The organism is Flavobacterium sp., from assembly GCF_027533505.1.
GTDB lineage: Bacteria > Bacteroidota > Bacteroidia > Flavobacteriales > Flavobacteriaceae > Flavobacterium.
Genome location: NZ_JAPZUB010000014.1, coordinates 1 through 23,273 on the forward strand (window position 1 = coordinate 1; position 23,273 = coordinate 23,273).

General features: G+C 42.7%; 22 protein-coding genes. 6 read left to right on the forward strand and 16 right to left on the reverse strand.

The window, feature by feature from the left end; genetic code table 11:
• Nucleotides 1-275 precede the first annotated feature (275 nt).
• Genes rpsJ through rpsL form a run of 4 tightly spaced genes read right to left on the reverse strand, consistent with a single transcriptional unit; the run spans nt 276 to nt 3,628 of the window.
• Nucleotides 276-581 carry a 30S ribosomal protein S10 gene (gene rpsJ / locus O9316_RS03955; protein ID WP_026710316.1) on the reverse strand — a complete coding sequence of 102 codons (306 nt, stop codon included), beginning with the start codon at nt 579-581 and terminating at the stop codon, nt 276-278.
• A gap of 11 nt (nt 582-592) precedes the next feature.
• A complete protein-coding gene (gene fusA, locus O9316_RS03960; protein ID WP_298203964.1) occupies nt 593-2,737 on the reverse strand; it encodes an elongation factor G in 2,145 nt (714 codons plus the stop codon).
• Between the two features lie 10 nt (nt 2,738-2,747).
• Nucleotides 2,748-3,224, reverse strand: coding sequence for a 30S ribosomal protein S7 (gene rpsG / locus O9316_RS03965; RefSeq protein WP_073361328.1), 477 nt, complete (start codon nt 3,222-3,224; stop codon nt 2,748-2,750).
• Between the two features lie 23 nt (nt 3,225-3,247).
• The gene (gene rpsL, locus O9316_RS03970) at nt 3,248-3,628 is read right to left on the reverse strand and encodes a 30S ribosomal protein S12 (RefSeq protein WP_072781281.1); all 381 of its coding nucleotides are present in this window, start codon (nt 3,626-3,628) and stop codon (nt 3,248-3,250) included.
• Between the two features lie 234 nt (nt 3,629-3,862).
• On the opposite strand from rpsL, the gene O9316_RS03975 reads away from it, so the two are divergent.
• Nucleotides 3,863-5,527, forward strand: a complete 1,665-nt coding sequence (locus O9316_RS03975; protein WP_298203965.1) for a BamA/TamA family outer membrane protein — start codon at nt 3,863-3,865, stop codon at nt 5,525-5,527.
• Nucleotides 5,528-5,588: 61 nt separating this feature from the next.
• The gene (rlmB, locus tag O9316_RS03980) at nt 5,589-6,323 is read left to right on the forward strand and encodes a 23S rRNA (guanosine(2251)-2'-O)-methyltransferase RlmB (protein WP_297516377.1); all 735 of its coding nucleotides are present in this window, start codon (nt 5,589-5,591) and stop codon (nt 6,321-6,323) included.
• Nucleotides 6,324-6,504: 181 nt separating this feature from the next.
• On the opposite strand, the gene O9316_RS03985 is transcribed toward rlmB, so the two are convergent.
• Entirely contained in the window at nt 6,505-7,269 is a 765-nt protein-coding gene (locus tag O9316_RS03985; RefSeq protein ID WP_298203966.1) for a rhomboid family intramembrane serine protease, read from the reverse strand.
• Between the two features lie 123 nt (nt 7,270-7,392).
• On the opposite strand from O9316_RS03985, the gene O9316_RS03990 reads away from it, so the two are divergent.
• A complete protein-coding gene (locus O9316_RS03990; protein ID WP_298203967.1) occupies nt 7,393-8,670 on the forward strand; it encodes a replication-associated recombination protein A in 1,278 nt (425 codons plus the stop codon).
• Here the strand turns inward: O9316_RS03990 and O9316_RS03995 are convergent, their stop codons facing one another.
• Genes O9316_RS03995 through radC form a run of 3 tightly spaced genes read right to left on the reverse strand, consistent with a single transcriptional unit; the run spans nt 8,671 to nt 10,791 of the window.
• Nucleotides 8,671-9,420: a hypothetical protein gene (locus tag O9316_RS03995; protein WP_298203968.1), complete on the reverse strand. Its 750-nt coding sequence runs from the start codon at nt 9,418-9,420 to the stop codon at nt 8,671-8,673.
• Nucleotides 9,413-10,105: a YjjG family noncanonical pyrimidine nucleotidase gene (locus tag O9316_RS04000; protein WP_366941513.1), complete on the reverse strand. Its 693-nt coding sequence runs from the start codon at nt 10,103-10,105 to the stop codon at nt 9,413-9,415. Before O9316_RS04000 ends, O9316_RS03995 begins: the two co-directional genes overlap by 8 nt.
• 2 nt (nt 10,106-10,107) lie before the next feature.
• Nucleotides 10,108-10,791, reverse strand: a complete 684-nt coding sequence (radC, locus tag O9316_RS04005; protein ID WP_298203969.1) for a DNA repair protein RadC — start codon at nt 10,789-10,791, stop codon at nt 10,108-10,110.
• A 61-nt stretch (nt 10,792-10,852) separates the two neighbouring features.
• Here radC and O9316_RS04010 point away from each other — a divergent pair, with 61 nt between their 5' ends.
• Nucleotides 10,853-11,536, forward strand: coding sequence for a DUF1287 domain-containing protein (locus tag O9316_RS04010; protein ID WP_298203970.1), 684 nt, complete (start codon nt 10,853-10,855; stop codon nt 11,534-11,536).
• A gap of 29 nt (nt 11,537-11,565) precedes the next feature.
• Here the strand turns inward: O9316_RS04010 and O9316_RS04015 are convergent, their stop codons facing one another.
• The 8 genes from O9316_RS04015 to hpt all read right to left on the reverse strand — a co-directional run bounded on the left by O9316_RS04015 (nt 11,566) and on the right by hpt (nt 21,262).
• Nucleotides 11,566-12,921 carry a Mur ligase family protein gene (locus tag O9316_RS04015; protein ID WP_298203971.1) on the reverse strand — a complete coding sequence of 452 codons (1,356 nt, stop codon included), beginning with the start codon at nt 12,919-12,921 and terminating at the stop codon, nt 11,566-11,568.
• A gap of 13 nt (nt 12,922-12,934) precedes the next feature.
• The gene (locus O9316_RS04020; protein ID WP_298203972.1) at nt 12,935-13,624 is read right to left on the reverse strand and encodes a hypothetical protein; all 690 of its coding nucleotides are present in this window, start codon (nt 13,622-13,624) and stop codon (nt 12,935-12,937) included.
• A gap of 74 nt (nt 13,625-13,698) precedes the next feature.
• Nucleotides 13,699-15,849 (reverse strand): S46 family peptidase, encoded by a 2,151-nt coding sequence (locus O9316_RS04025; RefSeq protein WP_298203973.1) that lies wholly within the window; start codon nt 15,847-15,849, stop codon nt 13,699-13,701.
• An 86-nt stretch (nt 15,850-15,935) separates the two neighbouring features.
• Nucleotides 15,936-17,246 (reverse strand): zinc-dependent metalloprotease, encoded by a 1,311-nt coding sequence (locus O9316_RS04030; RefSeq protein WP_298203974.1) that lies wholly within the window; start codon nt 17,244-17,246, stop codon nt 15,936-15,938.
• Nucleotides 17,247-17,359: 113 nt separating this feature from the next.
• Nucleotides 17,360-18,361 (reverse strand): GTPase ObgE, encoded by a 1,002-nt coding sequence (gene obgE, locus O9316_RS04035; RefSeq protein WP_298203975.1) that lies wholly within the window; start codon nt 18,359-18,361, stop codon nt 17,360-17,362.
• Nucleotides 18,362-18,538: 177 nt separating this feature from the next.
• Entirely contained in the window at nt 18,539-19,819 is a 1,281-nt protein-coding gene (locus O9316_RS04040) for a hemolysin family protein (protein WP_298203976.1), read from the reverse strand.
• 110 nt (nt 19,820-19,929) lie between these two features.
• Nucleotides 19,930-20,502, reverse strand: a complete 573-nt coding sequence (locus O9316_RS04045) for an adenylate kinase (protein WP_298203977.1) — start codon at nt 20,500-20,502, stop codon at nt 19,930-19,932.
• 229 nt (nt 20,503-20,731) lie between these two features.
• Nucleotides 20,732-21,262 (reverse strand): hypoxanthine phosphoribosyltransferase, encoded by a 531-nt coding sequence (gene hpt / locus O9316_RS04050; protein ID WP_298203978.1) that lies wholly within the window; start codon nt 21,260-21,262, stop codon nt 20,732-20,734.
• Nucleotides 21,263-21,359: 97 nt separating this feature from the next.
• Here hpt and O9316_RS04055 point away from each other — a divergent pair, with 97 nt between their 5' ends.
• Together O9316_RS04055 and O9316_RS04060 are read left to right on the forward strand one after the other, a co-directional pair.
• On the forward strand, nt 21,360-21,899 hold the full coding sequence (locus tag O9316_RS04055; RefSeq protein ID WP_298203979.1) for a hypothetical protein: 540 nt from the start codon (nt 21,360-21,362) through the stop codon (nt 21,897-21,899).
• A gap of 70 nt (nt 21,900-21,969) precedes the next feature.
• The gene (locus tag O9316_RS04060; protein WP_298203980.1) at nt 21,970-23,127 is read left to right on the forward strand and encodes a 5-(carboxyamino)imidazole ribonucleotide synthase; all 1,158 of its coding nucleotides are present in this window, start codon (nt 21,970-21,972) and stop codon (nt 23,125-23,127) included.
• Nucleotides 23,128-23,273: the final 146 nt, after the last annotated feature.

The following is a 23,273-nucleotide window of genomic DNA, read 5'->3' on the forward strand; positions in this document are numbered from 1 at the left end:
GGTTTTATTTTGCCTAACATATTGCCACTATTTTATACTCAAATATACCATTTTTGGCAATAATTATCATCTATTTCTAGCTAAATTTTATTGTAATAAAATAACAATCAGGCAGTTATTTGTTTTTTAAGGGATGACTAAATATAGTTATCAACAAAATTTAACATGGAAACCATTGCTTTAAAAAAAAGGGGTCGCTTACATTTATTTACCACCCAAAAACAAAAAAATGACCGGCAAAAACCGGTCATTTAGAAGGTATAAAAAGTGAATTATCACACTTTGATTTCAACTTCAACACCACTGGGAAGCTCCAACTTCATTAAAGCATCAATAGTCTTAGAAGAAGAACTATAAATGTCTAATAAACGTTTGTATGAGCTAACTTCGAACTGCTCACGTGCTTTTTTGTTTACGTGAGGAGAACGCAATACGGTGAAGATTTTCTTGTGTGTAGGTAATGGAATGGGCCCCGTTACTACAGCACCTGTGCTTTTCACTGTTTTTACGATTTTTTCAGCGGATTTGTCCACCAACATATGATCGTAAGATTTCAATTTTATTCTAATTTTTTGACTCATCTTTTCAAGAATTAAGCGTTACCTTTTGCTTTTTTGATTACCTCATCAGAGATGTTAGAAGGCGTTTGTTCGTAGTGAGAGAACTCCATTGTAGAAGTTGCTCTACCTGATGACAATGTACGCAACGTAGTTACGTAACCAAACATTTCAGAAAGTGGCACATGCGCTTTGATGACTTTTGAACCGGCACGGTCACCCATGTCGTTTACTTGTCCTCGTCTGCGGTTAAGGTCACCTACGATATCCCCCATGTTTTCTTCCGGAGTAATCACTTCAATTTTCATGATAGGCTCAAGGATTACAGCACCTGCCGCTTTGGCAACTTCTTTGTATCCTAATTTGGCTGCCATTTCAAACGATAGTGCATCCGAGTCAACAGGGTGGTACGAACCATCCAACAAGGTTACTTTCAAGCTATCCACAGTATACCCCGCTAAAGGTCCTTGCTTCATTGCTTCTTTAAATCCTTTCTCTACAGCAGGAACGTATTCTTTTGGAACGTTACCTCCTTTTACTTCATTCACAAACTGAAGTCCCACAAATCCTTCTTCCGCTGGCTCCAAACGGAAAACGATGTCCCCGAATTTACCACGTCCACCAGACTGTTTCTTATATACTTCACGGTGTTGCGCCGTTTTAGTGAATGCTTCTTTGTACTCTACTTGAGGCTCACCTTGGTTTACTTCTACCTTGAACTCACGTTTCATACGGTCGATCAAGATATCCAAGTGCAACTCTCCCATACCTGAGATGATAGTCTGACCCGAAGCTTCGTCTGTACGTACAGTAAAAGTTGGATCTTCTTCAGCCAATTTAGCCAAAGCCATACCCATTTTATCAACATCGGCCTTTGTTTTAGGCTCAATCGCGATACCAATTACTGGATCAGGGAATTTCATTGATTCAAGAATAATCGGGTGTTTTTCGTCACACATGGTGTCGCCCGTTTTGATATCTTTAAAACCTACAGCAGCTCCAATATCACCGGCTTCGATAAACTCGATAGGATTTTGCTTGTTAGCGTGCATTTGGTAGATACGAGAAATACGCTCTTTATTCCCTGAACGTGTGTTCAAAATGTAAGAACCTGCATCCAAACGACCAGAATACGCTCTAAAGAACGCCAAACGACCTACATAAGGATCGGTTGCAATTTTGAACGCCAAAGCTGCGAAGGGCTCGGTTACATCAGGACGACGCGTAATTTTGGGTTGCTCTTCTTCAGGAAGATCCGCATCATCAGGGTGAATACCTTGGATACCCTCTTTATCTACAGGGGAAGGCAAATATTTACAAACAGCATCCAACATAAATTGAACTCCTTTGTTTTTAAAGGACGAACCACACATCATAGGAATGATGGCCATGTCGATAGTAGCTGCACGTAAGGCATTGTTGATTTCGTCTTCGGTAATAGAGTTTTCATCCTCCATGTACTTATCCAAAAGGTTCTCATCGTATTCCGCTACAGCTTCAATCAAGGTAGAACGGTATTGTTTTACCTCATCGACCATTTCGGCTGGAATATCAACAATATCAAAAGTAGCGCCTTGCGTTTCCTCATGCCAAATAATAGCTTGGTTTTTTACCAAATCCACTACCCCTTTGAAGTCCATTTCATCCCCAATAGGCAATGTGATGGCTACTGCATTGGATTTTAACATATCACGTACTTGCTGACAAACGGCCAAGAAGTTAGACCCTTGACGGTCCATTTTGTTTACGAATCCCATACGAGGAACACGGTATTGGTCGGCTAATCTCCAGTTGGTTTCGGATTGAGGCTCTACCCCATCCACCGCAGAGAATAAGAAAACCAATCCATCCAACACACGTAACGAACGGTTTACTTCTACCGTAAAGTCAACGTGACCGGGAGTATCGATAATGTTAAAGTGATATCCTTTTGTTTCAGGTAAATTTTTACCTTGTTCGGTTGGGAAATTCCACGTACAAGTGGTTGCCGCCGAAGTAATGGTAATACCACGCTCTTGCTCTTGTGCCATCCAGTCCATGGTAGCCGCTCCATCGTGAACCTCACCAATCTTGTGAGACTTCCCAGTGTAGAACAAAATACGCTCAGTCGTTGTCGTTTTTCCAGCGTCAATGTGCGCTGCAATTCCGATATTTCGGGTATATTTTAAATCTCTTGCCATCGCTTAAAAATTAAAATCTAAAGTGAGAGAATGCTTTGTTAGCTTCTGCCATTTTGTGCGTATCCATTCTCTTTTTCACAGCCGCGCCTTCTTCTTTTGCTGCAGCTAAAATTTCAGAGGCTAGTTTACCCGCCATGGATTTCTCGTTTCTTTTGCGCGCATAAAGGATTAACCATTTCATCGCCATAGAGATCTTACGATCGGGACGAATTTGCATCGGGATTTGGAACGTAGCACCACCCACACGACGTGAACGAACTTCTACGTGAGGCATCACGTTTGTCAATGCATCTTTCCAAATTTCTAAAGCAGATTTTTCTGCATCTTGCTTTTTAGTTTCTACGATTTCCAACGCAGAATAAAACACATTAAAAGCAATTGATTTTTTACCATCCCACATTAAGTTGTTCACAAAACGGGTGACCAATTGATCGTTAAATTTTGGATCCGGTAAAAGCGGTCTCTTTTTGGCCTGTCTTTTTCTCATTTCTTCTGATTAAAAGTTTTTAATTACTTTTTGTCTTTTGGGCGTTTTGCTCCGTACTTTGATCTTCTTTGAAGACGTCCGTTAACTCCGGCCGTATCCAAAGCACCACGTACGATGTGGTATCGTACCCCTGGCAAATCTTTCACCCTTCCACCTCTCACTAATACTATCGAGTGCTCTTGTAGATTGTGTCCTTCTCCTGGGATGTAAGCATTCACCTCATTACCATTGGTCAAACGTACACGCGCAACTTTACGCATGGCTGAGTTTGGTTTTTTTGGCGTAGTGGTGTAAACACGCGTACAAACCCCTCTTCGTTGAGGACAAGAATCCAAAGCAGCCGATTTACTCTTCTTAGTGATTTTGGCTCTTCCAGTTCTTACTAATTGTTGAATTGTTGGCATAATTTAAATAATAAATTTACTTATGTTTACTTTTACCCGCATTTTACGGGGTTGCAAATGTATAAATTATATTTAATAAAAAAAATCATGTTTATTTATTTTTTTGCAAGCTAACCATTTGTATTATAAAGCCTTGTGATCTACCCCTATTCAAGCCATTTTTATCCATGTTATTTTAAAATAAAACATACCTTAACATCGTTTTTTACGTTATTTTTACCACAAATCCTCGTGATGCGAATACTGCTGTTATTTTTTTTGGGTTGTAGCTTTTTCCTTTGCCAAGGACAAAAACAGTATTTAGAGATTACCACAGCCGAAAAAAAAGTCCTAACCCTTCTCGAACAATTCAATTACCAAAAGCAACACGATTCGCCGCAAAAACTTCAAGACGAACTGGCACGCGTGCTGCTCCAATTGCAAAAAACGGGATACATCGAAGCGCATTACGAATCGCCTACCGCCGTCAATGACACCTTAGTCAAAGCTCCTTTGAAAGCAGGTCGTTTAATCTCATGGATGCAACTGCAAGCAAGCTCCGGAATGGCCTCATTACCCGAATCCCTTCGCCCCAAAACCCCTGTAACCCTCCCCTTTTCAGCATGGGACCCGTGGGTGAATGGGTGGGTAAAAAAATGGGAACGCAACGGCTATCCCTTGGCTAGCGCCCAACTCACCGATATCCGCGTGGTACAAGACACCTTAAAAGCAACCCTAAGGGTACAACCGGGCAAACCGCGAAAGGTAAATGCTATTGTGGTTAACGGCTATGATAAATTTCCTGCTAGCCATAAAAAAGAACTCGAGCGCTTATTTCGCAACCAAACATTCAACCAAGAAAACTTAGAAAAACTCCACAAAACTATCGGACAGTTTCGTTTTGCACGCGCCACGAAATACCCCGAAATCTTATTCACCACCGATTCCACCAAAGTATTTGTTTATTTGGAAAAAGTGCGTGCCAACACCTTCGATGGCTATCTTGGATTTGCTAATTCCGACGGTCAGCAATTGGTTTTTAATGGATACCTCGATGTGAGTTTGACCAATGTCTTAAACAACGGCGAACGGATGAATCTATATTGGAAAAGCAATGGTGAGGAGCAACGTACGTTTAATGTACTCTTTGATCAGCCTTACATTTTCAAAACACCCCTAGCGCTCAAAGCACAACTCAATATTTTTAGGCAAGACAGTACGTTTCAAAATACACAAACCAATATCGACATAGGCTACTGCCTCAATTATGCTTCTCGGGTGTACCTCGGCTATCAAGCCATGGAATCAAGCGATATCAATAATGCCAATACCGCCTTACTCCGTGATTTTAAAAATCGTTTTCTCACCGCACAATGGCTCTGGACCGTTCGCAATACGGAAGAAGACGCCCTTTTGTTCCCCGACAAAACCCAACTTTCACTAAAATTGGGCTGGGGATCGCGAACGGCTTTGGAACAAAAAAACAGTCAGTTTCAAGGACAATTAAACCTCCACCATCAAATTTATTTGAACAAACGCAACAGTATTGCCCTGCGGAACCAAACGTTTGTATTGCAAAGTGCATCGTACCTGACCAACGAACTCTTTCGTTTTGGGGGGATTAATTCGGTACGCGGTTTTAATGAAAACACACTACAAGCCAACTTTGTCTCGGCGCTGCTCAGCGAGTACCGCTACACCTTGAGCAATACTTTGTACCTCCACAGCGTACTCGATTACGGCTATTTTCAAGACCAAACCACCAATATCAATGGAAATTTGTTGGGTATCGGGTTTGGATTTGGACTCTTAAATAAAAACGGTTTGCTCAACTTTGTCTACGCCAACGGCACCACCAACGACCAAGCCATCAAATTGAATAACTCGATTGTGCAAATCAGTTTGAAAACCATTTTCTAACAGCAAAAGACCGTTCCAAAAGCATTTCCAAAACCAACGTCAGAATTGCTATCTTTGCCGCATGGAAAAAGAAAACCAAATATTTGGCATCCGCGCCGTAATTGAGGCCATTCATGCTGGAAAAGAAATTGATAAAATTTTTGTGCACAAAGAAGCCCAAGGCGATTTAATGCGGGAATTGATGAAAACGCTCAAAGCCAACAACCTCCCGTTTACGTATGTGCCTGTCGAAAAACTCAACCGCCTAACCCATCTCAACCACCAAGGCGTTGTGGCTACCATTGCGCCTATCCAATTCCAATCGCTTGAATCCATGGTCGAAAACGTTTTGGAAACAGGTAAAAAACCGTTGTTTCTGATTCTTGATCAACTCAGCGATGCCCGAAACTTTGGCGCCATCATTCGCACCGCAGAATGTACCGGTGTAGACGGCATAATCATTTCCAAAACCGGGGCGGCGCCCGTCAATGGCGATACGGTGAAAACCTCTGCCGGGGCCGTTTTTAATGTACCGATTTGCAAAGTAGACCATATCAAAGATGCCGTATTTTACCTGCAAGGCAGCGGTATTAAAACCGTAGCCGCCACCGAAAAAACCGAGGATACGCTTTATGCAGTCGACTTCACCGAACCCGTAGCCATCATCATGGGAAGCGAAGACCGTGGCATTAATCCATCGGTATTGAAAATTGTCGATGAAAAAGCCAAACTTCCCCTTTACGGAACAATTGGTTCCTTAAATGTATCTGTGGCTTGTGGCGCCTTTTTATACGAAGCCGTTCGCCAACGCTTTTAAGAATTGGGAGCAACACGTTCAAATTTCTTTTGAAGCCCTCTCCCGCTTTACGCTGTACCTGCCTGCCGACTAAGGTAGGTCCCTCCACTGCGTTACGGGGATGCCGCTTCAACCTGCCTGCCGTTAGGTTGGTCGGGGGTATACAAGGACGGCTATCGATCTAAACAAAACGCCGAAGGACTTATTCTTCGGCATTTTTGTAAATATAATTGATTTGAACAGGAGTGCCTTTTGTTCCCATCTCTTCTTCATACTCCACAAGGATTTCTTCTAGTTTTGGGGGATTTACAAACTGACCATTTTCATCAAAACGCCGCATAAACGGATCGTTTTCTGGATTAAAATCAGGATGTTCCCAGTCGTAACGGTATTCTGAAATATAGTCGGGTGTTTTAAACACAAAAGCCATGACCATCCCTGTTACAAATCCACCCAAATGACCTTCCCAAGAAATCCGTGGATCAACTTCGGGAAACACGTACCACACCATACCCCCGTAAACCACCACAACCGCAAAAGACAACGCCATCAATCGGTAGTAACCGGTGCGCAATCCTTTAAAAAAAATAAAAGAAACCAGCACATAAATGAGTCCGCTGGCCCCCAAATGCACATTCGGCCGTCCAATAGCCCAAGTAAATAACCCTGAAAATAGAATTCCGAAGACTAAAACTTTCAAGGAAAGGTCACGGTAAAAATAAATCAACGCCATCGTCAATACAAACAAGGGCAAACTGTTGTTGGTTAAATGTTGCCAGTCGGCATGAAGAAAGGGACTGCAAATAATGCCCACTAATCCTTCCGTCGTTCGGGGAAGAATCCCTAAAAATCTTGGACTCATATTGGCCAAATCCAACCCCAAAAACACTGCCCAAAGGGTCACCACAAAAAGGGTGGGCAACAGCCAAACGACAGGGGTATATTTAAAAATATGGGCGTCTCTCATAATTTACTCTTCACAAATATATGACCAAAGTTGGATTTCTGCTAAAATGGCAGGATACGGAGTTTGGGGAAAGGTTTTCTTCTTAACTCCTTTTTTTTACCTTTAGCGCTCAAATTGGTTCGTATGGAAGCACCCTTAGCCGAACGCGTTCGCCCGCACAAACTAGAAGATTATATTAGTCAATTGCACTTGGTAGGTCCTCAAGGTTCCCTAACCCAGCAAATTGCTCGTGGTGTGATTCCGTCCATGATTTTTTGGGGTTCCCCGGGAACAGGAAAAACAACGTTGGCGCAAATTATCGCCCGACAAAGTGACCGTCCGTTCTATGAATTGAGTGCCATTAATTCGGGAGTGAAAGACGTTCGTGATGTTATTGACAAAGCCAAACAAAGCGGCGGTATTTTTACCACAAAAAATCCGATTCTTTTCATCGATGAGATACACCGCTTTAGCAAGTCGCAACAAGATTCGTTATTGGGCGCTGTCGAAAAAGGGTGGGTTACGCTTATTGGAGCTACCACCGAAAATCCGAGTTTTGAAGTTATTCCCGCTTTACTTTCCCGCTGTCAGGTGTATGTCCTGAATCCTTTTACCAAAGAGGACCTATTGGCGTTACTGGAGCGTGCCATGAAGATTGACGCGCATTTGGCACAAAGAAACATCGTGATTCAAGAATATGAGGCCCTGTTGCGCTTATCGGGCGGTGATGGACGAAAACTTCTCAATATTTTTGAGCTTGTCGTGAATGCCACTTCTGGCGATGACGTTGTGATTACCAATGCTAAAGTATTGGAATTGGTGCAACAAAACACAGTACTTTACGATAAAACTGGCGAACAACATTACGACATTATTTCGGCCTTTATCAAATCCATTCGGGGGAGTGACCCCAACGGTGCGGTGTATTGGTTGGCCCGCATGTTGGAAGGGGGTGAAGATGTAAAATTTATTGCCCGTCGAATGCTTATTTTGGCTAGTGAAGATATTGGTAATGCCAATCCCACGGCTTTAATCATGGCCAACAATACCTTTCAAGCGGTAACGGCAATCGGCTATCCTGAAAGCCGCATCATTTTGAGTCAATGCGCGATTTACTTGGCTACTTCTGCCAAAAGCAATGCAAGTTATATGGCCATTGGCGCAGCGCAAGCTTTGGTGAAACAAACAGGCGACTTACCCATTCCGTTGCATTTACGAAATGCTCCTACTAAATTGATGAAAGAATTGGGTTATGGTGAAGACTATGCTTATGCCCACAACTATAGCAATAATTTCGTGGAACAAGAATACCTTCCCGAGGCCATTCAAGAAACAAAGTTCTATGAACCGGGAAATAACGCTCGGGAAAATGAACTGCGCAAATTTTTACAAAACCGCTGGAACGACAAATACGGGTATTAGTTACAATCCCGTAATATACTGCGGAACAATACGTAGTTGACTTTCTTCATAATATTCCCAAAACCATTGTTGATTGCGGTACAGAAAAACCCCTTTGGGGGCGTTGTTTTGGGTGACCATGAAGCAATCGCGTGAGCTAGTTTTGTAAAGCACTAAGGTTGGAGCTAAACCCTTCTGTTCGTACAAACCTATCGAATGCTCCGATAGTGTTCGCGCCTCCAAATATTGATCCAAAGCAACTTTTCGCTCGGGTAGTGGCGCCTTTTCTTCAATAATTGCCTGATTTTCAGGCGTGGTAGCTGTAGATTTGGATTCAATAGTGTTGGCCTGAGGAAGTGCCTGATCTTTTAGAGTTGTGAATTGATCCATTGCTGAACGTATCGCTTCAATGTACGCATAACGATACTCTTTATTTCGACTTGTCCCCTCTGGAGAAATCGCTATTTCTTTACCTGAAGCGTTCACAATCGCTACTTGGACTTTTGTTATCAAAAAACTCCCCTTCTTTTTGATCATCACTCCATAATCATTGAATGGTATATTTGATAAAAGGTCTTTTTCGGAAACACCTGACATTACTATCCCTCTATATTTGTACTTTTCTAGGTAAAGACGTAAAAGAGTACTAATTCCATATTCATCGGGGACACTCATGAAATCAAACTTTTCAGGGATTCGAATCACCTGACCTTGTAGTGGCGTACTGGATAAAAATCCAATAATCAAGAAATAGAGAATTAATTTATTCATATTTGAAAATGGTTTTAAGTTCAATCAATGCTGTTATTTGCTTTATGCCTTTTGGAATAACAACTTTAAATTCATTAAAAAAAATAGCCTGCATGCCCACATCGAGCGCCCCTTGCACATCGGCTTCGAGACAATCCCCTATCATCACGGCTTGTTGTGGTGTACATTGCGCAGCCGACAAGGCTACTTGAAAAATTTTAGGATGGGGCTTTTTGACTCCAGCCGTTTCGGAATTGGTAATGGTTTGAAAATAAGATTCTATCCCCGAATTTTTTATTTTTTTATCCTGTACGGCATGAAATCCATTGGTAATGATATGAAGTTTGTAATGCGGTTTCAAAAACTCCAATAGATCCAAAGCCCCATCATACAAATGATTATTCAACGGCAAATTTTGGATATATGCTTCCGATAGTTCCTGTATTAACGAATCGGAAATAGCGTAATCCAAACGGTCAAAGGTTGCTTTCAAACGTCCGTACCGTAATTCCGCTTGGGACACCAAATCTTTACGGTATTGTTCCCAATACCACCGATTTAACGGCACATAATGCGTCAAGAAAGCGGAAAGCGGAACATCAATATCAAAATGCTGCAACACCGACGCAAAAGCCAGGGCAGAATTCCGTTCAAAATCCCATAACGTATGATCTAAATCAAAAAAAATATCGGTAATTCCTTTCACCTTTATAAAATTCCTTCGTCGGCAAAACTCAAATATCCTGTCTCTGTTATGATTACATGATCCAAAACCAAAATATCCAAATGTTGGCCAGCAATTTTTAAACGTTGGGTGATGGCCCGATCGGCTTCGCTGGCTTGCAATTTTCCCGACGGATGATTGTGGCTCAAAATTAGCGAAGTTGCTTGGTTTTCCAATGCCGATTTAAAAATTAAACGAATATCTACTACGGTTCCCGTGATACCTCCTTTGGACAATACTGCTTTGTGAATTATTTTGTTGGAGTTATTTAAATACAATACCCAAAACTCTTCGTGGGGCAACTCACCAATGAGGGGTTGCATAATATCGAATACCGTTTTGCTCGACGCAATTTTGACTTTATCTTGAACTTCCTCCATCCGACGACGCCTTCCGAGTTCGAGCGCTGCAGCTACCGTTATTGCCTTAGCTTCACCGATGCCGCGAAAGGCCATAAGTTGTGCTATCGTTTGTTTGCCAAGCGTATTCAAATTGTTTTGGGATTGGGCTAAAATACGTTGTGCCAATTGAACGGCACTTTCGTTTCGGGAACCTGACCCAAGTAAAATGGCTAGTAATTCGGCATCGGAAAGGGCAATTTTGCCTTTGAGTAAAAATTTTTCACGCGGCCGATCATCTTCAGCCCATTGGGTAATTGGAGTATACATAAACTATTGGCTTTAAAATCAGTAACGAATTTCGGGTATTTTTTTTGAAAAGACAAAATAAATGAGCGATTCAATTCGTTTTTACCGAAAGTACCTTATGAATTACCTATTTCTTTTCGTCCTTTTATTTTTTTCTTGCCAACAGTCGCCTCAAAATGCCAAGGTTTTACAAGGTACTTCTTCCAATCCCTTTATGGACATAAAACCGATAGCTTCACCTAAAAATTTTGGTGAAAAATTATCCAATGCCGCGTTGCAAGTTATTGACTCTTCGGTAGTCTATACCCCCGATTATGTGGCGCTTCGTTACCCGGGAGGCGATGTTCCCCCAAAAACTGGGGTTTGTACCGATGTGGTGATTCGCGCCTATCGAAAATGTGCCATTGATTTACAAAAGGAAGTACATGAGGACATGCAGGTTCATTTTGAGCGATATCCTACTATAAAAAAATGGGGATTGAAAACTACAGATAAAAACATTGACCACCGACGTGTCCCTAACTTGGAAGTGTTTTTCAGTCGCAAAGGCAAAAAATTAGCGCTTAGCAACAATCCTTCCGATTATTTACCAGGAGATATCGTAACGTGGTTGGTTAATGGAAAACTTCCCCATATCGGCATTGTTACCCACATCAAAAAAGAGGGTATTCCTATGATAGTGCATAACATTGGCGGAGGACAAATTATCGAAGCATGCTTATTTAAATACCCTATGGTAGGCCATTTTCGGTATGATGGCAAATAAAAAACTCCGACCTAATATCGGAGCTTTTACTATGCTATTAATCCTTTCACCGCATCAAAATGCAATCCCCCATAATTCCCTGAACTCATGAGTAACAAGGCAGTATTCTCGAGATTATAATTGAACAAAAACGCTTTGAATTCGTCGGGATTCGTATAAATGATCAAATCATTTCGCTGGAACGATTGTGCAATTTGCTCATAGGTAACTTCTTCCAGTTGTTTAATTTTTACCGCATCAGGGGAATAGAACACTACAGCCACATCGGCCGCATCTAGAGCGCCTTCATATTCTTTTAAAAACGCAGCATTTAAACTACTGTAGGTATGCAATTCAAGACAGGCTACCAATTGGCGGTCGGGATACTGGTTTTTAACCGCTTTGGTCGTAGCGGTGACTTTACTTGGGGAATGCGCAAAATCTTTATAAGCGACTTTAGTAGCACTTTCGGCAATTTTTTCCAAGCGTTTAGAAGCGCCTTTGAAAGTGGCTATGGCTTCGTAAAAATCGGCCTCATCCACACCCATACATTGGCAAACCCATTTGGCTCCAGCGAGATTATTGAGATTATGTGCCCCAAAGACTTCGATAGGCATAGGGCCTTCAGGGGTATCCAGCAAAGTTTTCCCATTTTTCACTTCATAACGTGCCGTTTGATACGGAATTTTACGAATGGTGTTTTGGGTTCCTTCGGCCACTTGCTTCACGTGGGTATCTTCTTCGTTGTAAATCAAAATTCCTCCTTGGGTGATTTGATCTACAAAAATCTCAAATTGATGTACGTAATTTTCAAATGTGGGAAAAACGTTGATATGATCCCAAGCGATACCTGAAAGTAGGGCAATATTGGGTTGGTACAAATGAAATTTAGGACGGCGATCGATGGGAGAAGACAAATATTCATCGCCTTCCAAGACGATAAAATCATTGGTTTCGGTAAGATGAACCATGGTGTCAAAACCTTCCAATTGCGCCCCTACCATGTAATCCACTGGAATATTATGGAAATGCATCACATGTAAAATCATGGACGTGATGGTCGTTTTACCATGTGACCCTCCAATGACCACACGGGTTTTATGTTTGGATTGTTCGTACAGAAATTCGGGATAGGAATAGATTTTTAACCCCAACGCTTGGGCCCGTAATAATTCGGGATTATCGGCTTTGGCATGCATGCCTAAAATCACGGCATCAATATCGGAGGTTATTTTTTCGGGAAACCAGCCCATGGCTTCGGGCAGTAAGCCTTTTTTTTGTAACCGTGATAAAGAAGGTTCAAAAATAGCATCATCGCTTCCTGTCACTTGAGCTCCTTTTTGATGGAGGGCTAAAGCCAAATTGTGCATGGCTGCACCACCTATCGCTATAAAATGTGTTCGCATATGTTTTGGACCGTTACCCCTCAAATTCTTCTTTTAATTTTCGGGCTTTTTCGGTATTTTTTAATTTGTATTGGTATAAATGATAAAGTTTTTGATACGTTGTTTTGGAATGCCCAATCTCGTGCGCTTTCAAATAATGCGCTTCGGCTTTGGTGTACCGTTTAAAATACTCATCGATGTATCCTTTAGCCATAAAACCGTCTACTTTGGAAATGCCCATCAACTCATTGGCATATTTAATGGCTTTATTTTCACTGCCCCCAAGAATACCGGGTAATTCCAAGTACAACATGACCAAAGCCCAACGGGTATCGACATGTTTAGCATCTAATTGAGCGGCTTTCAGAAACGCAGCTTCAACGTCATCAATCAAGCCGAGGGCTTTAAATTTACTAACGGATTTGGCTTTCATTCCCATAGCGCCACCATACTTATACCAATAGTTGGCATTGTTGGGAAAACGACTTTTTAGCGTTCCATACCGATCAATGGCAGCATCCCAATCCTCTTGCTTCCCGGCAATATCGCCAAGATATTCAATAGTCTTGGGCGCATTGGGTTGCTCGCGCAAACTTTTCTCAAAGTAAACTTTGGCTTGTTCCCATTTTTGGGCTTTAAACCATTGCTCCCCTTTTTCAAAATCCGATTGCGCCATTGTTCCTAATGAAAACACTAAAAATACGATTTGCATGCAACGTTTCATAAGCTCCTTCTTCGTTCTCAAAAATAAAAAAACTCCGGCGATTGACCGGAGTTTTCATGTGATTTTATGGGAAATTATTTCACTAAAGTCATTTCGTCTACGATATGTTTTGCACCCGCAAAATTTTCGATAACCCATAATACGTAGCGGATGTCTACGTTAATGGTGCGTTGTAATTTTTTATCAAAAATAACATCTCCGGCCATCGCTTCAATGTTACCGTCGAAAGCCAACCCGATTAATTCGCCTTTTCCGTTCAATACAGGAGAACCCGAGTTCCCACCTGTAATGTCGTTATCCGTCAAGAAATTCACATGTAATGAACCATCTTTATCGGCATAACGTCCGAATTCCTTGTTGGCGTTCATTTCAAGAATACGCGCTGGTAAATCAAACTCAGCATCGCCTTTCTTATATTTTTTTACCTGACCCGCCAACGTAGTGTAGTTGTTAATGGTAGCATCATTGCGTTTGTCGGCCGGTAACGAACGAACTTTTCCATAGGTCAAACGCAAGGTTGAATTGGCATCCGGATATTTAATAGTGGCAATTTTGGATTCGCGTAATCCTTCAACCAACAAACGGAAAGCCGCTCCAAAGTCGTTTTGTGCTTTAGCAATATCATCCGATTTGGAATTGAAGTGCGTGATTAAATCGGCAGACAACACATACAAGGGGTCGTTGGTCAATTGTCCCTCTGAGGGAAACTGTAAAAACGCTTTTACGCGGTCTAACGAACCGAAAATTGAAAGGTCAAATGCGGCATTGACATAGCTCGTAAAGTTATTTTGATTGGCCTCTCCAATTTTTTTCACCATTGGCGCCATGGGATAGCCTACCGCTTTGGTGGCATATAACGCCAATTGAGCGGCCAAAATATCCCGTTCGGCAGGAATGTGCATTTCTTTATACATTTCTTCCGCCATTTCGGTTAGCATAGGCAACATTTGACTGCGCTTGGCTGCATCGGCTTTGGCATAGGTTTCCAATTGACGACCCAAGCTACGTGAAATGGTACCCATTCCTGAAGTGCGCAACAATTGTTGTAAGTAATTATCATGACGCGACTTTTCATTGGTCAACGCATAATACTTGTTGATCGTTTCAACAACGGTGCCGTATTTTGCTTTATTTTCGGCTTTGTTGGCCCATTTGTTGAATTTGGCTTCTTGTGCCGCTTTGGCTTTGGCGGTTTCAAACTTAGTCAACGCATCAATCATTCCTTGACGGTTTTTCCAATAGTTGGCCGTTGAAGCATATTTGGAAGCATAGATCAAATTTAAAGCAGCGCTTTGATCCATGTATTTTTTCATATTATCCATCCCTGTTTTTGCTCCTTCTACCCAAGCTGGATAGGCAAACTTCACATTTTGTTCAATGCCTCCAGCGGGCATCCAACGGTTGGTTCGACCGGGATATCCTAAAATCATGGCAAAATCATTTTCTTTCACACCCCCTAAATTTACAGGCAAGTAATGTTTGGGTTTTAAAGGCACATTGTTTTCAGAATATTCTGCTGGATTTCCATTGGCATCGCCATAAATACGGAACATGGAGAAGTCAGCAGTATGACGTGGCCATTCCCAGTTGTCGGTGTCACCCCCAAATTTCCCTAAACTTTCGGGAGGGGTTCCCACCAAACGAACGTCTTTATAATCTTGGTATACAAAATAGTAGAACTCATTCCCTTGGAAAAACGAACGAACAGAAACGACATATTTCCCGCCTTCGTTATTCTCTTTTTCAATTTTTGCGATTTCGGCGTTGATGGCTTTTTCGCGTTCGGCTTCGGTCATTTTATCATTGACTACTCCTAGGATTCGTTTGGTACAATCGTCCATACGCACAAAAAAGCGCACAAATAAACTAGACGGTTTTAACTCTCCTTTTTTATTGGCAGCCCAGTAGCCGTCTTTCAAATAATTTTTTTCTGCCGAAGACAATTCTGCGATGGCATCATAGCCACAGTGGTGGTTGGTTAATACCAAACCGTCTTTGGAGATTACCTCAGCGGTACAACCTCCGTTAAATTGCACGATTGCATCTTTTAAACTGTGGTTGTTAATGCTGTAAATCTCTTCAGCGGTAAGTTGCAGCCCCATTTTTTGCATATCGCGGTGGTTCAACCGTTCGATAAACATTAAGAACCACATTCCCTCATCGGCTTTGAGTGAGAAAGGGGTGAGAAGCACTGCGGAAAGCAGCGTAAGTACTAATTTTTTCATGATTGTTTGTTTGTAATTATGCAATAAAAAAAGAATTGTAAATAAACGGATTTACTTACAATTCTTCAATGGTTTTATGAAAATTTTTATTCTACAACAATTTTCTTGGTTGCAATTCCTTCTTGTGTGCGTAACATCACAAAATACACTCCTTTTTGTGCTGAAGGTAAGGTGATGGTGCGAACCAATTCGCTATTGTTTACTTGCTCTTCATCGACGATTACGCGTCCCATAGCATCGTAAACTTGTAGGGTATAATTTGCAATAGGATTGGCAAACTGTACGGCAAATGTACCATTACTTGGATTGGGAGCCAACGAAAATTGATTTTTCAAAATTTCTTCATCGCCCAAGGTAGTCATATTGAACTGCGAAGAAATGGTATTGTACCAAGCGGTCATACGGGTAGCTTGACCTGCGGTAAACATATACATACAAGCATCTTGCACATAATCCATATAATTCATTGTTAACTGTGGACTACCCGTACAAGGACTGGCTACATCTCCTGCAGGTAAGCAATCATATTCGGGCGTATTGGTGGACTCTGTATCACAAACGCGATCCCCTGAGGTGGCACAATTGGAACCGTCACACGATTGAAAAGTATGAGCTAAATTAAAGAAATGTCCTAACTCGTGGGTTAACGTACGGCCTCTGTTATAGGGTGCAGAGGGAGCAAAACCTGAACAGGTGGCAGGAGATGTTGTCATATTTGCCCCAAAAGCATTGTTGTCAATAACTACGGTCATTCCTTGACCTGGCGATCCTCCAAGAGGTGAAAACCCTAAAATACCCCCTGTCAAATTACGTACCACCAAGTTCATGTACCCTGACCATGTGGAATCTTGATTACACCCATCGGTACAACCAATATTTCCCGACGCCAAGAAATCGGTACCAAAAGTTACCGCTAAAGTTCCATTACTCAAACCTGTTCCAGCAGGGTGGTTTTGGGTAGCCAAAATGAATTGCACATCCATACTCCCAACATTAGTATTGGGATAAAATGAACTAGCACTGCTCCACAATGAAATATCGGAATTGGTTGCATTGTAATCGGCATTTAAAATATTTACCTGCGTTTGCGCCAATGCACGCAAACATGATTTTAAGGATTCCGAAGAGGAATTCGCAACCGTTGGATAATGCACGGCCACAGGGATACGGATAGTCACATTGGGCGCTGCTTGCGTTGCTAAGCTAGAGCGTCCCTCTAATTGCTCGGTAACTAAACGACGTAACTCGGTTTCAAAACGATCTTGCAACGCTTGGTGTTGCTGTTTCATCACCGGATTGGCCATTAATTTTTCCATGTAGGCATCGACACCGCAGGTACGTTGTTGCGCAAATCCTAACTGTGCGATACACAAAGCGAAAAGTAATCGTAATTTCATAAAGTGTAATTTAAATTTTTAGTGGTATAGCCTTTTTTAATTTATAAAATTTAGCAAATGTAGCCTATTTTTCTTGAAATCAAAGTAATAACAACAAATCTTACGGATAATATTTAGGAATTTAACATTTTCCACAACATGTCTTTTAACTCTTGCAGGCCTTGCTGCGCTACCGAAGAGATAAACAAATACGGAATGTTTTGGAAGTCTCGATCTAATAATACCTTCATCTCTGCTTGGAGTTCGGCATCGAGCATATCACTTTTTGAAATCACCAACAACCGTTCTTTATCCAAAAGCTCGGGATTGTAGCGGCGTAATTCATCCAATAAAATGTCGTATTCTTTTTTGATATCATCGGCATCGGCGGGAACCAAAAACAGCAGTGTCGAATTGCGTTCGATATGTCGTAAAAAGTAATGCCCGAGTCCTTTCCCTTCGGCAGCTCCCTCGATAATCCCGGGGATATCGGCCATTACAAACGATTGAAAATCGCGATAGGCCACAATTCCAAGGTTGGGTTTTAAGGTGGTAAAAGGATAATCGGCTATTTTGGGTTTGGCCGAGGTGAGCACCGACAATAGCGTTGACTTTCCGGCATTGGGAAAACCGACCAACCCTACATCGGCTAGAACCTTTAACTCGAGAATCACATCGTGTTCTTCGGGAGGCATCCCGGGTTGGGCATAGCGTGGGGTTTGGTTGGTGGCGCTGCGAAAGTGCCAGTTCCCTAGTCCCCCTTTACCGCCACGGGCTACAATTTTTTCTTCGCCATGTTCGGTGATTTCAAACAAGACCTCTTCGGTTTCTTGGTCTTTGACGACCGTTCCGAGGGGGACTTCAATGATTTTATCTTCGCCGTCGTGCCCGGTGCTTCGGCTGCTACCGCCATCGCCGCCGTGGCCCGCTTTGACGTGTTTGGTGAATTTCAAATGAAAAAGTGTCCATAGGTTTTTATTGCCACGCATGATTACGTGACCGCCTCGACCGCCATCACCGCCGTCGGGACCGCCTTTTTCGATAAATTTTTCGCGATGTAAATGCGTAGACCCTTTGCCTCCTTTACCGGAGCTCACATAAATCTTAACATAGTCTACAAAATTTCCTTCTGTCATGGGTTTGGTATTGGGTCAGCCTGTAGTGAAGCACTCCAGCTGGATTAGGAACGCGGTTGGGCATTCCTGTTGAAAACGATTTGTGTATTCTAGCCCCGGGAGCGCCGGCATCCCGCGGTTTTCGCGGATATAGGCAATCACGGGAAGGGGGTTCATCGGGGTGTGGGGTGCTTGCTCCTACTGATCGGCCACATAAGGAGCAACGCGTATCTTCTCGACCTTAGCGCCTGCGGTTTCCAATATGGTGAACTGCATTTTATTCCAAATCAGGAGTTCCCCTTGCTTGGGAATATACCCCATTTCGGTGGTGATTAGCCCGCTCACGGTGGTCACTTCGTAATCGCCAATCAGGTCGTCCATATCAAAATAAGTGAGAAAATCATGCAGTGAGTATTGTCCGTCGACGGTCCAGGTGCCATCGGCTTCCGCCACCAGCTGGTATTCGTCTTCATCAAAATCGGAAGCATCGCCCACCAAGGCTTCTAAAATGTCATTGAGCGTGATAATTCCTTGGAAAATCCCGTGTTCATCGACAATCAGGGCTTGGTGATTTTTGGTGGTTTTAAAATTTTCAAGCGCTTTGTAAGCCGATGTATGTTCGATCAAATACGTGGCTTCGCGGGTAATTTCGGTGAGTTTAAAATCCTTTTGCTCCAATCCCGCAAACAAATCCTTGAGTAATACAATCCCCTTCACTTCATCGAGATTGTCTTCGCAAACGGGGTATACGGAGTGCATTTCGTTAAGAATTTTCTCTTTGATTTCTGGAAAGGTATCTTCCATGGTGAGGTAGACTACATCGTTGCGGTGGGTCATGAGGGAATTGACTTTACGGTCGCCGATGTGAAAAACGCGTTCCACGATATCTTGCTCAATTTCCTGTACCTCACCTACTTCGGTTCCTTCTTTGATGATGGCTTTGATTTCTTCTTCGGTGACTTTACCGTCGGCGGTGGGTTTGATTTGAAACAGTTTCAAAAGTGCCTCGGTGGAAGTGGTCAACAACCAGACGAAGGGCATGGTGATTTTGGACACGAGTTTCATGGGAACAGCCACGGCTTTGGCGATTCCTTCGGGAAAATTTAGGCCAATGCGTTTCGGGAGTAATTCACCTAAAACTAGGGAGAAAAAGGTAAGCACTACCACAACAACGATGGTGGCCAACGAATCGGCGTAGGGGGCTAGCGCGGGAAATCCGGCAATAGCATCTTGCACATCTTGCGTCACTTTTTCACCGGAATAAATCCCCGTTAGGATACCGATTAGGGTAATCCCAATTTGTACCGTGGACAAGAATTTATTGGGAGAATTGGCGAGATCAAGCGCGGCTTTGGCATTGGAATTGCCTTTCTTTGCCGCCGTTTCCAATCGGTTTTTACGCGCCGAAATCAAGGCGATTTCCGACATCGAAAAGACCCCGTTGAGTAGGATTAAAAAGAGAATAATCAGTATTTCCATAGGCTGTCACAAAAAAAGAGCCTTCGTCCCGAAGTCCGAAAATGCTCTTTTCTGGTGTACAAATATCTTAAAAATTATTGAATTACGGCTAACATTCAACCGATTCCTGTTTAAAAAGTATCCAATACAGCACTCAAACGCGCAGTAACTTCGGCGATACTTCCAATGCCATCGACCGCGTAAAACTTACCTTGGGCTTGGTAATACGCCATGAGAGGGGCTGTTTTTTCGTTGTATTCTTGGTAGCGGTTGCGAATTTTTTCTTCGTCTTGATCGTCGGGACGACCTGAGGTTTTGCCGCGTTCCAACAAGCGTGCTACGAGAATTTCATCGTCGGCTTCTAAGGCTACAGTGGCGCGAATGGATTCGCCTTTGGAGGCTAAAAAAGCATCCAGCGCTTCGGCTTGCGCAATCGTACGTGGAAAACCATCAAACAAGAACCCAGCGGAATCGGGATTTTTTTCCACTTCGCTTTGCAACATTTGAATGGTAACTTCATCCGGCACTAAATCGCCTTTATCCATATAGGTTTTGGCCAACTGACCCAACTCGGTTTCGTTTTTAATGTTGTATCGAAAAATGTCCCCTGTGGATAGGTGCGTTAGGTTGTATTTTTCTTTCAAAAATTCGGCTTGGGTTCCTTTTCCTGCTCCAGGTTTCCCAAAAAGAACGATGTTAATCATTATGATTTTAGATTTTAGATTTTAGACGTTAGACGTTGGACTTTAGACGTTAGACTTTGGACGTTAGACGTTGGACTTTGGACGTTAGACGTTAGACGTTGGACTTTAGACGTTAGACTTTGGACGTTAGACGTTAGACTTTAGACGTTGGACGTTGGACTTTAGACTTTGGACGTTGGACTTTAGACTTTGGACTTTAGACTTTGGACGTTGGACTTGAAACTTATTACTACTCCGCCAATTGGTATACATCGGGCAAATTACGTCCAAGTCCATCGTAATCCAATCCATAGCCCACAATAAATTTATTGGGAATACGGATTCCGATGTAATCGATTTTTACCTCATGCTGATACGCTTCGGGTTTGAAAAACAAGGTTGCAATTTTCAAATGCTTGACCTTTTGTTGTTTCAACAGTTGTTTTAAAGCTACAATAGTAGTTCCCGTATCGATGATATCTTCTACAATCACAACCGTACGGCCTTCCAAGTTTTCATTGATTCCAATTAAGTGCTTTACTTCATGGGTAGTTTCGGTGCCTTCATACGAAGCTACTTTAATAAAACTCACTTCGCACATGCCGCGGTAGGCCTTCATTAAATCACCCATTACCATAAAGGAGCCGTTAAGCACCCCAATAAAAACAGGAACCTCATCAAAAAAATCATCTGCCATTTGCTTGGCCATATTTTGAACGGCAAAGTCAATTTCCTCCGAGGCAATGAAGGGTTCAAACGTTTTATCGTGTAAATGAATCATAGGGTGTTGGGCTTGGGAATAAGCTGCAAATTTAACAACTAAAACCTATTAAAAATCAAGTCGTTCGGAAAATTTGCAAATTTGATATATTTACGTCATGAATTCTAATGACTACGCTCAAATCGCCAACATCAAAGCGTATCGAGCCACCCGTGATTTTTACAAAATGCGCGCCTTTGAATCGTCCGATTTTTTGGCACTTCTTGTGGCTGTGGGTTGCAACCCGAAGGACAAAAACCATTACAAAGCCTTGTGGATTTTGGAGTTGGTAGCCGAAGAACGTATAGCGCTACTGTTTCCCTATTTGGATGAATTTTGCCATACATTGTCGCAATTCACATTGGACCCCGCGGTGCGACCGGCTTCGAAAATTTGTTTGTTTTTGGTTGCCAAAAAAGGGGTTCCATTGCATCCCTCTCATGAGGAAAAAATCATTGAAGGGTGTCTCGATTTTATCTTGCGGGAAGCAAAAGTGGCTACGATAGCCTATGCGCTTCGGGCATTGTTTCGCTTGGGAGAAAAACATCCGTGGGTACATGATGAACTTCGCCTGTTGCTGTCCCGTGAATGGAACAATCCCTCACCCGGAATGCGGTTTGTGCTGAAGGAGACGCTACAACGATTGGCCAAGAAGTAACGATATGCCCTTTTTTTGAAGCTTTTTGTAAACTTCAGAAATACTATATTTGCACAAACAACACTACCTCATGAATTACTTCTCCTCTGATTTCCGATTGGGCATTCTAGGCGGCGGTCAATTGGGCAAAATGCTCCTTACCGATACGCGTAAATTTGACATCCAAACGCTCGTTTTAGACCCTAGTGCGGAAGCCCCTTCCCGTTTTGGCTGCCATGCCTTTTATCAAGGGAGTTTGTTGGAATACGATACGGTTTACAAATTTGGCAAACTGGTTAATGTGTTGACGATTGAAATTGAAAACGTCAACCTCGAAGCGTTGGAACAACTGGAATCAGAGGGGCTTCCTGTTTTTCCTTCCCCGAAAACCTTGCGCTTAATTCAAAACAAAGGAAAACAGAAAGATTATTATGTACAACACGGCATCCCTACCTCTGCGCATCAACGCTTTGTGGGACTAGAAGCATTGCGTCAAGCGCTGGCCAATGACACCCTTGACTTTCCGTTTGTTTGGAAAGCCGCTACGGGTGGATATGATGGCAATGGTGTGAAAATTTGCCGCTCTGCCTTTGACCTCCGGGAACTTCCCGACGTAGAATGCGTGGCCGAAGCTTTAATCGATTTTAAAAATGAATTGGCCGTCATCGTTGCACGCTCGGCATCGGGAGAAATTCGCACCTACCCTGTGGTCGAAATGGAGTTTCATCCCGAAGCCAATCAAGTAGAATATGTGATTTGTCCCGCGCGAATTGACGCCGCCGTGGCCCAAAAAGCACAAGAAGTAGCCTTAAACGTTTCGGAAGCCTTTCAACATGTGGGCTTGCTGGCGGTAGAAATGTTTCAAACCCAAGACGATCAGATTTTGGTTAATGAAGTGGCACCCCGTCCCCATAACTCCGGCCATTACAGCATTGAAGCCAGTTATACTTCCCAATTTGAGAATCATTTGCGCGCCATTTTAGATTTACCCTTAGGCAATACCGACAGTAAAGTGGCAGGGGTCATGGTAAACTTAGTCGGTGCAGAAGGCCATACGGGTCAAGTGGTGTATGAAAACATCGAAAAAATCATGGCAATTGATGGCGTGACACCGCATATTTATGGCAAACGCGAAACCCGTCCGTTCCGAAAAATGGGCCATGTGACGATTGTGAATGCAGATATGGCAGCCGCCCGACGTATTGCGGAAGAGGTAAAAAACAGCATTCGGGTAATCAGTGTTCAGTAAACGGTATACATTGTGTAGTGTTCACTGGACAGTGTACATTGTGTAGTGTTCACTGGACAGTGAACATTTCACAATGCACATTCCCGAAAGGTTCGGACAATACGCAGTTCAAAAAACTAGACAACAATTCCAATCCTTTTTCGTTT

Excerpts from the sequence above, each read along its gene's own strand:
- O9316_RS03990 (WP_298203967.1), top strand. The coding sequence starts at position 7,393 with ATGGAAGCACCCTTAGCCGAACGCGTTCGCCCGCACAAACTAGAAGAT.
- rpsG (WP_073361328.1), bottom strand. The coding sequence starts at position 3,224 with ATGAGAAAAAGACAGGCCAAAAAGAGACCGCTTTTACCGGATCCAAAA.
- O9316_RS04040 (WP_298203976.1), bottom strand. The coding sequence starts at position 19,819 with ATGGAAATACTGATTATTCTCTTTTTAATCCTACTCAACGGGGTCTTT.
- fusA (WP_298203964.1), bottom strand. The coding sequence starts at position 2,737 with ATGGCAAGAGATTTAAAATATACCCGAAATATCGGAATTGCAGCGCAC.
- O9316_RS04025 (WP_298203973.1), bottom strand. The coding sequence starts at position 15,849 with ATGAAAAAATTAGTACTTACGCTGCTTTCCGCAGTGCTTCTCACCCCT.
- O9316_RS04010 (WP_298203970.1), top strand. The coding sequence starts at position 10,853 with ATGAGCGATTCAATTCGTTTTTACCGAAAGTACCTTATGAATTACCTA.
- O9316_RS04030 (WP_298203974.1), bottom strand. The coding sequence starts at position 17,246 with ATGAAATTACGATTACTTTTCGCTTTGTGTATCGCACAGTTAGGATTT.
- O9316_RS04045 (WP_298203977.1), bottom strand. The coding sequence starts at position 20,502 with ATGATTAACATCGTTCTTTTTGGGAAACCTGGAGCAGGAAAAGGAACC.
- O9316_RS04055 (WP_298203979.1), top strand. The coding sequence starts at position 21,360 with ATGAATTCTAATGACTACGCTCAAATCGCCAACATCAAAGCGTATCGA.
- O9316_RS03995 (WP_298203968.1), bottom strand. The coding sequence starts at position 9,420 with ATGAATAAATTAATTCTCTATTTCTTGATTATTGGATTTTTATCCAGT.
- radC (WP_298203969.1), bottom strand. The coding sequence starts at position 10,791 with ATGTATACTCCAATTACCCAATGGGCTGAAGATGATCGGCCGCGTGAA.
- O9316_RS04060 (WP_298203980.1), top strand. The coding sequence starts at position 21,970 with ATGAATTACTTCTCCTCTGATTTCCGATTGGGCATTCTAGGCGGCGGT.
- O9316_RS03975 (WP_298203965.1), top strand. The coding sequence starts at position 3,863 with ATGCGAATACTGCTGTTATTTTTTTTGGGTTGTAGCTTTTTCCTTTGC.
- O9316_RS04020 (WP_298203972.1), bottom strand. The coding sequence starts at position 13,624 with ATGAAACGTTGCATGCAAATCGTATTTTTAGTGTTTTCATTAGGAACA.
- rpsL (WP_072781281.1), bottom strand. The coding sequence starts at position 3,628 with ATGCCAACAATTCAACAATTAGTAAGAACTGGAAGAGCCAAAATCACT.
- hpt (WP_298203978.1), bottom strand. The coding sequence starts at position 21,262 with ATGATTCATTTACACGATAAAACGTTTGAACCCTTCATTGCCTCGGAG.
- obgE (WP_298203975.1), bottom strand. The coding sequence starts at position 18,361 with ATGACAGAAGGAAATTTTGTAGACTATGTTAAGATTTATGTGAGCTCC.
- rlmB (WP_297516377.1), top strand. The coding sequence starts at position 5,589 with ATGGAAAAAGAAAACCAAATATTTGGCATCCGCGCCGTAATTGAGGCC.
- O9316_RS04015 (WP_298203971.1), bottom strand. The coding sequence starts at position 12,921 with ATGCGAACACATTTTATAGCGATAGGTGGTGCAGCCATGCACAATTTG.
- O9316_RS03985 (WP_298203966.1), bottom strand. The coding sequence starts at position 7,269 with ATGAGAGACGCCCATATTTTTAAATATACCCCTGTCGTTTGGCTGTTG.
- rpsJ (WP_026710316.1), bottom strand. The coding sequence starts at position 581 with ATGAGTCAAAAAATTAGAATAAAATTGAAATCTTACGATCATATGTTG.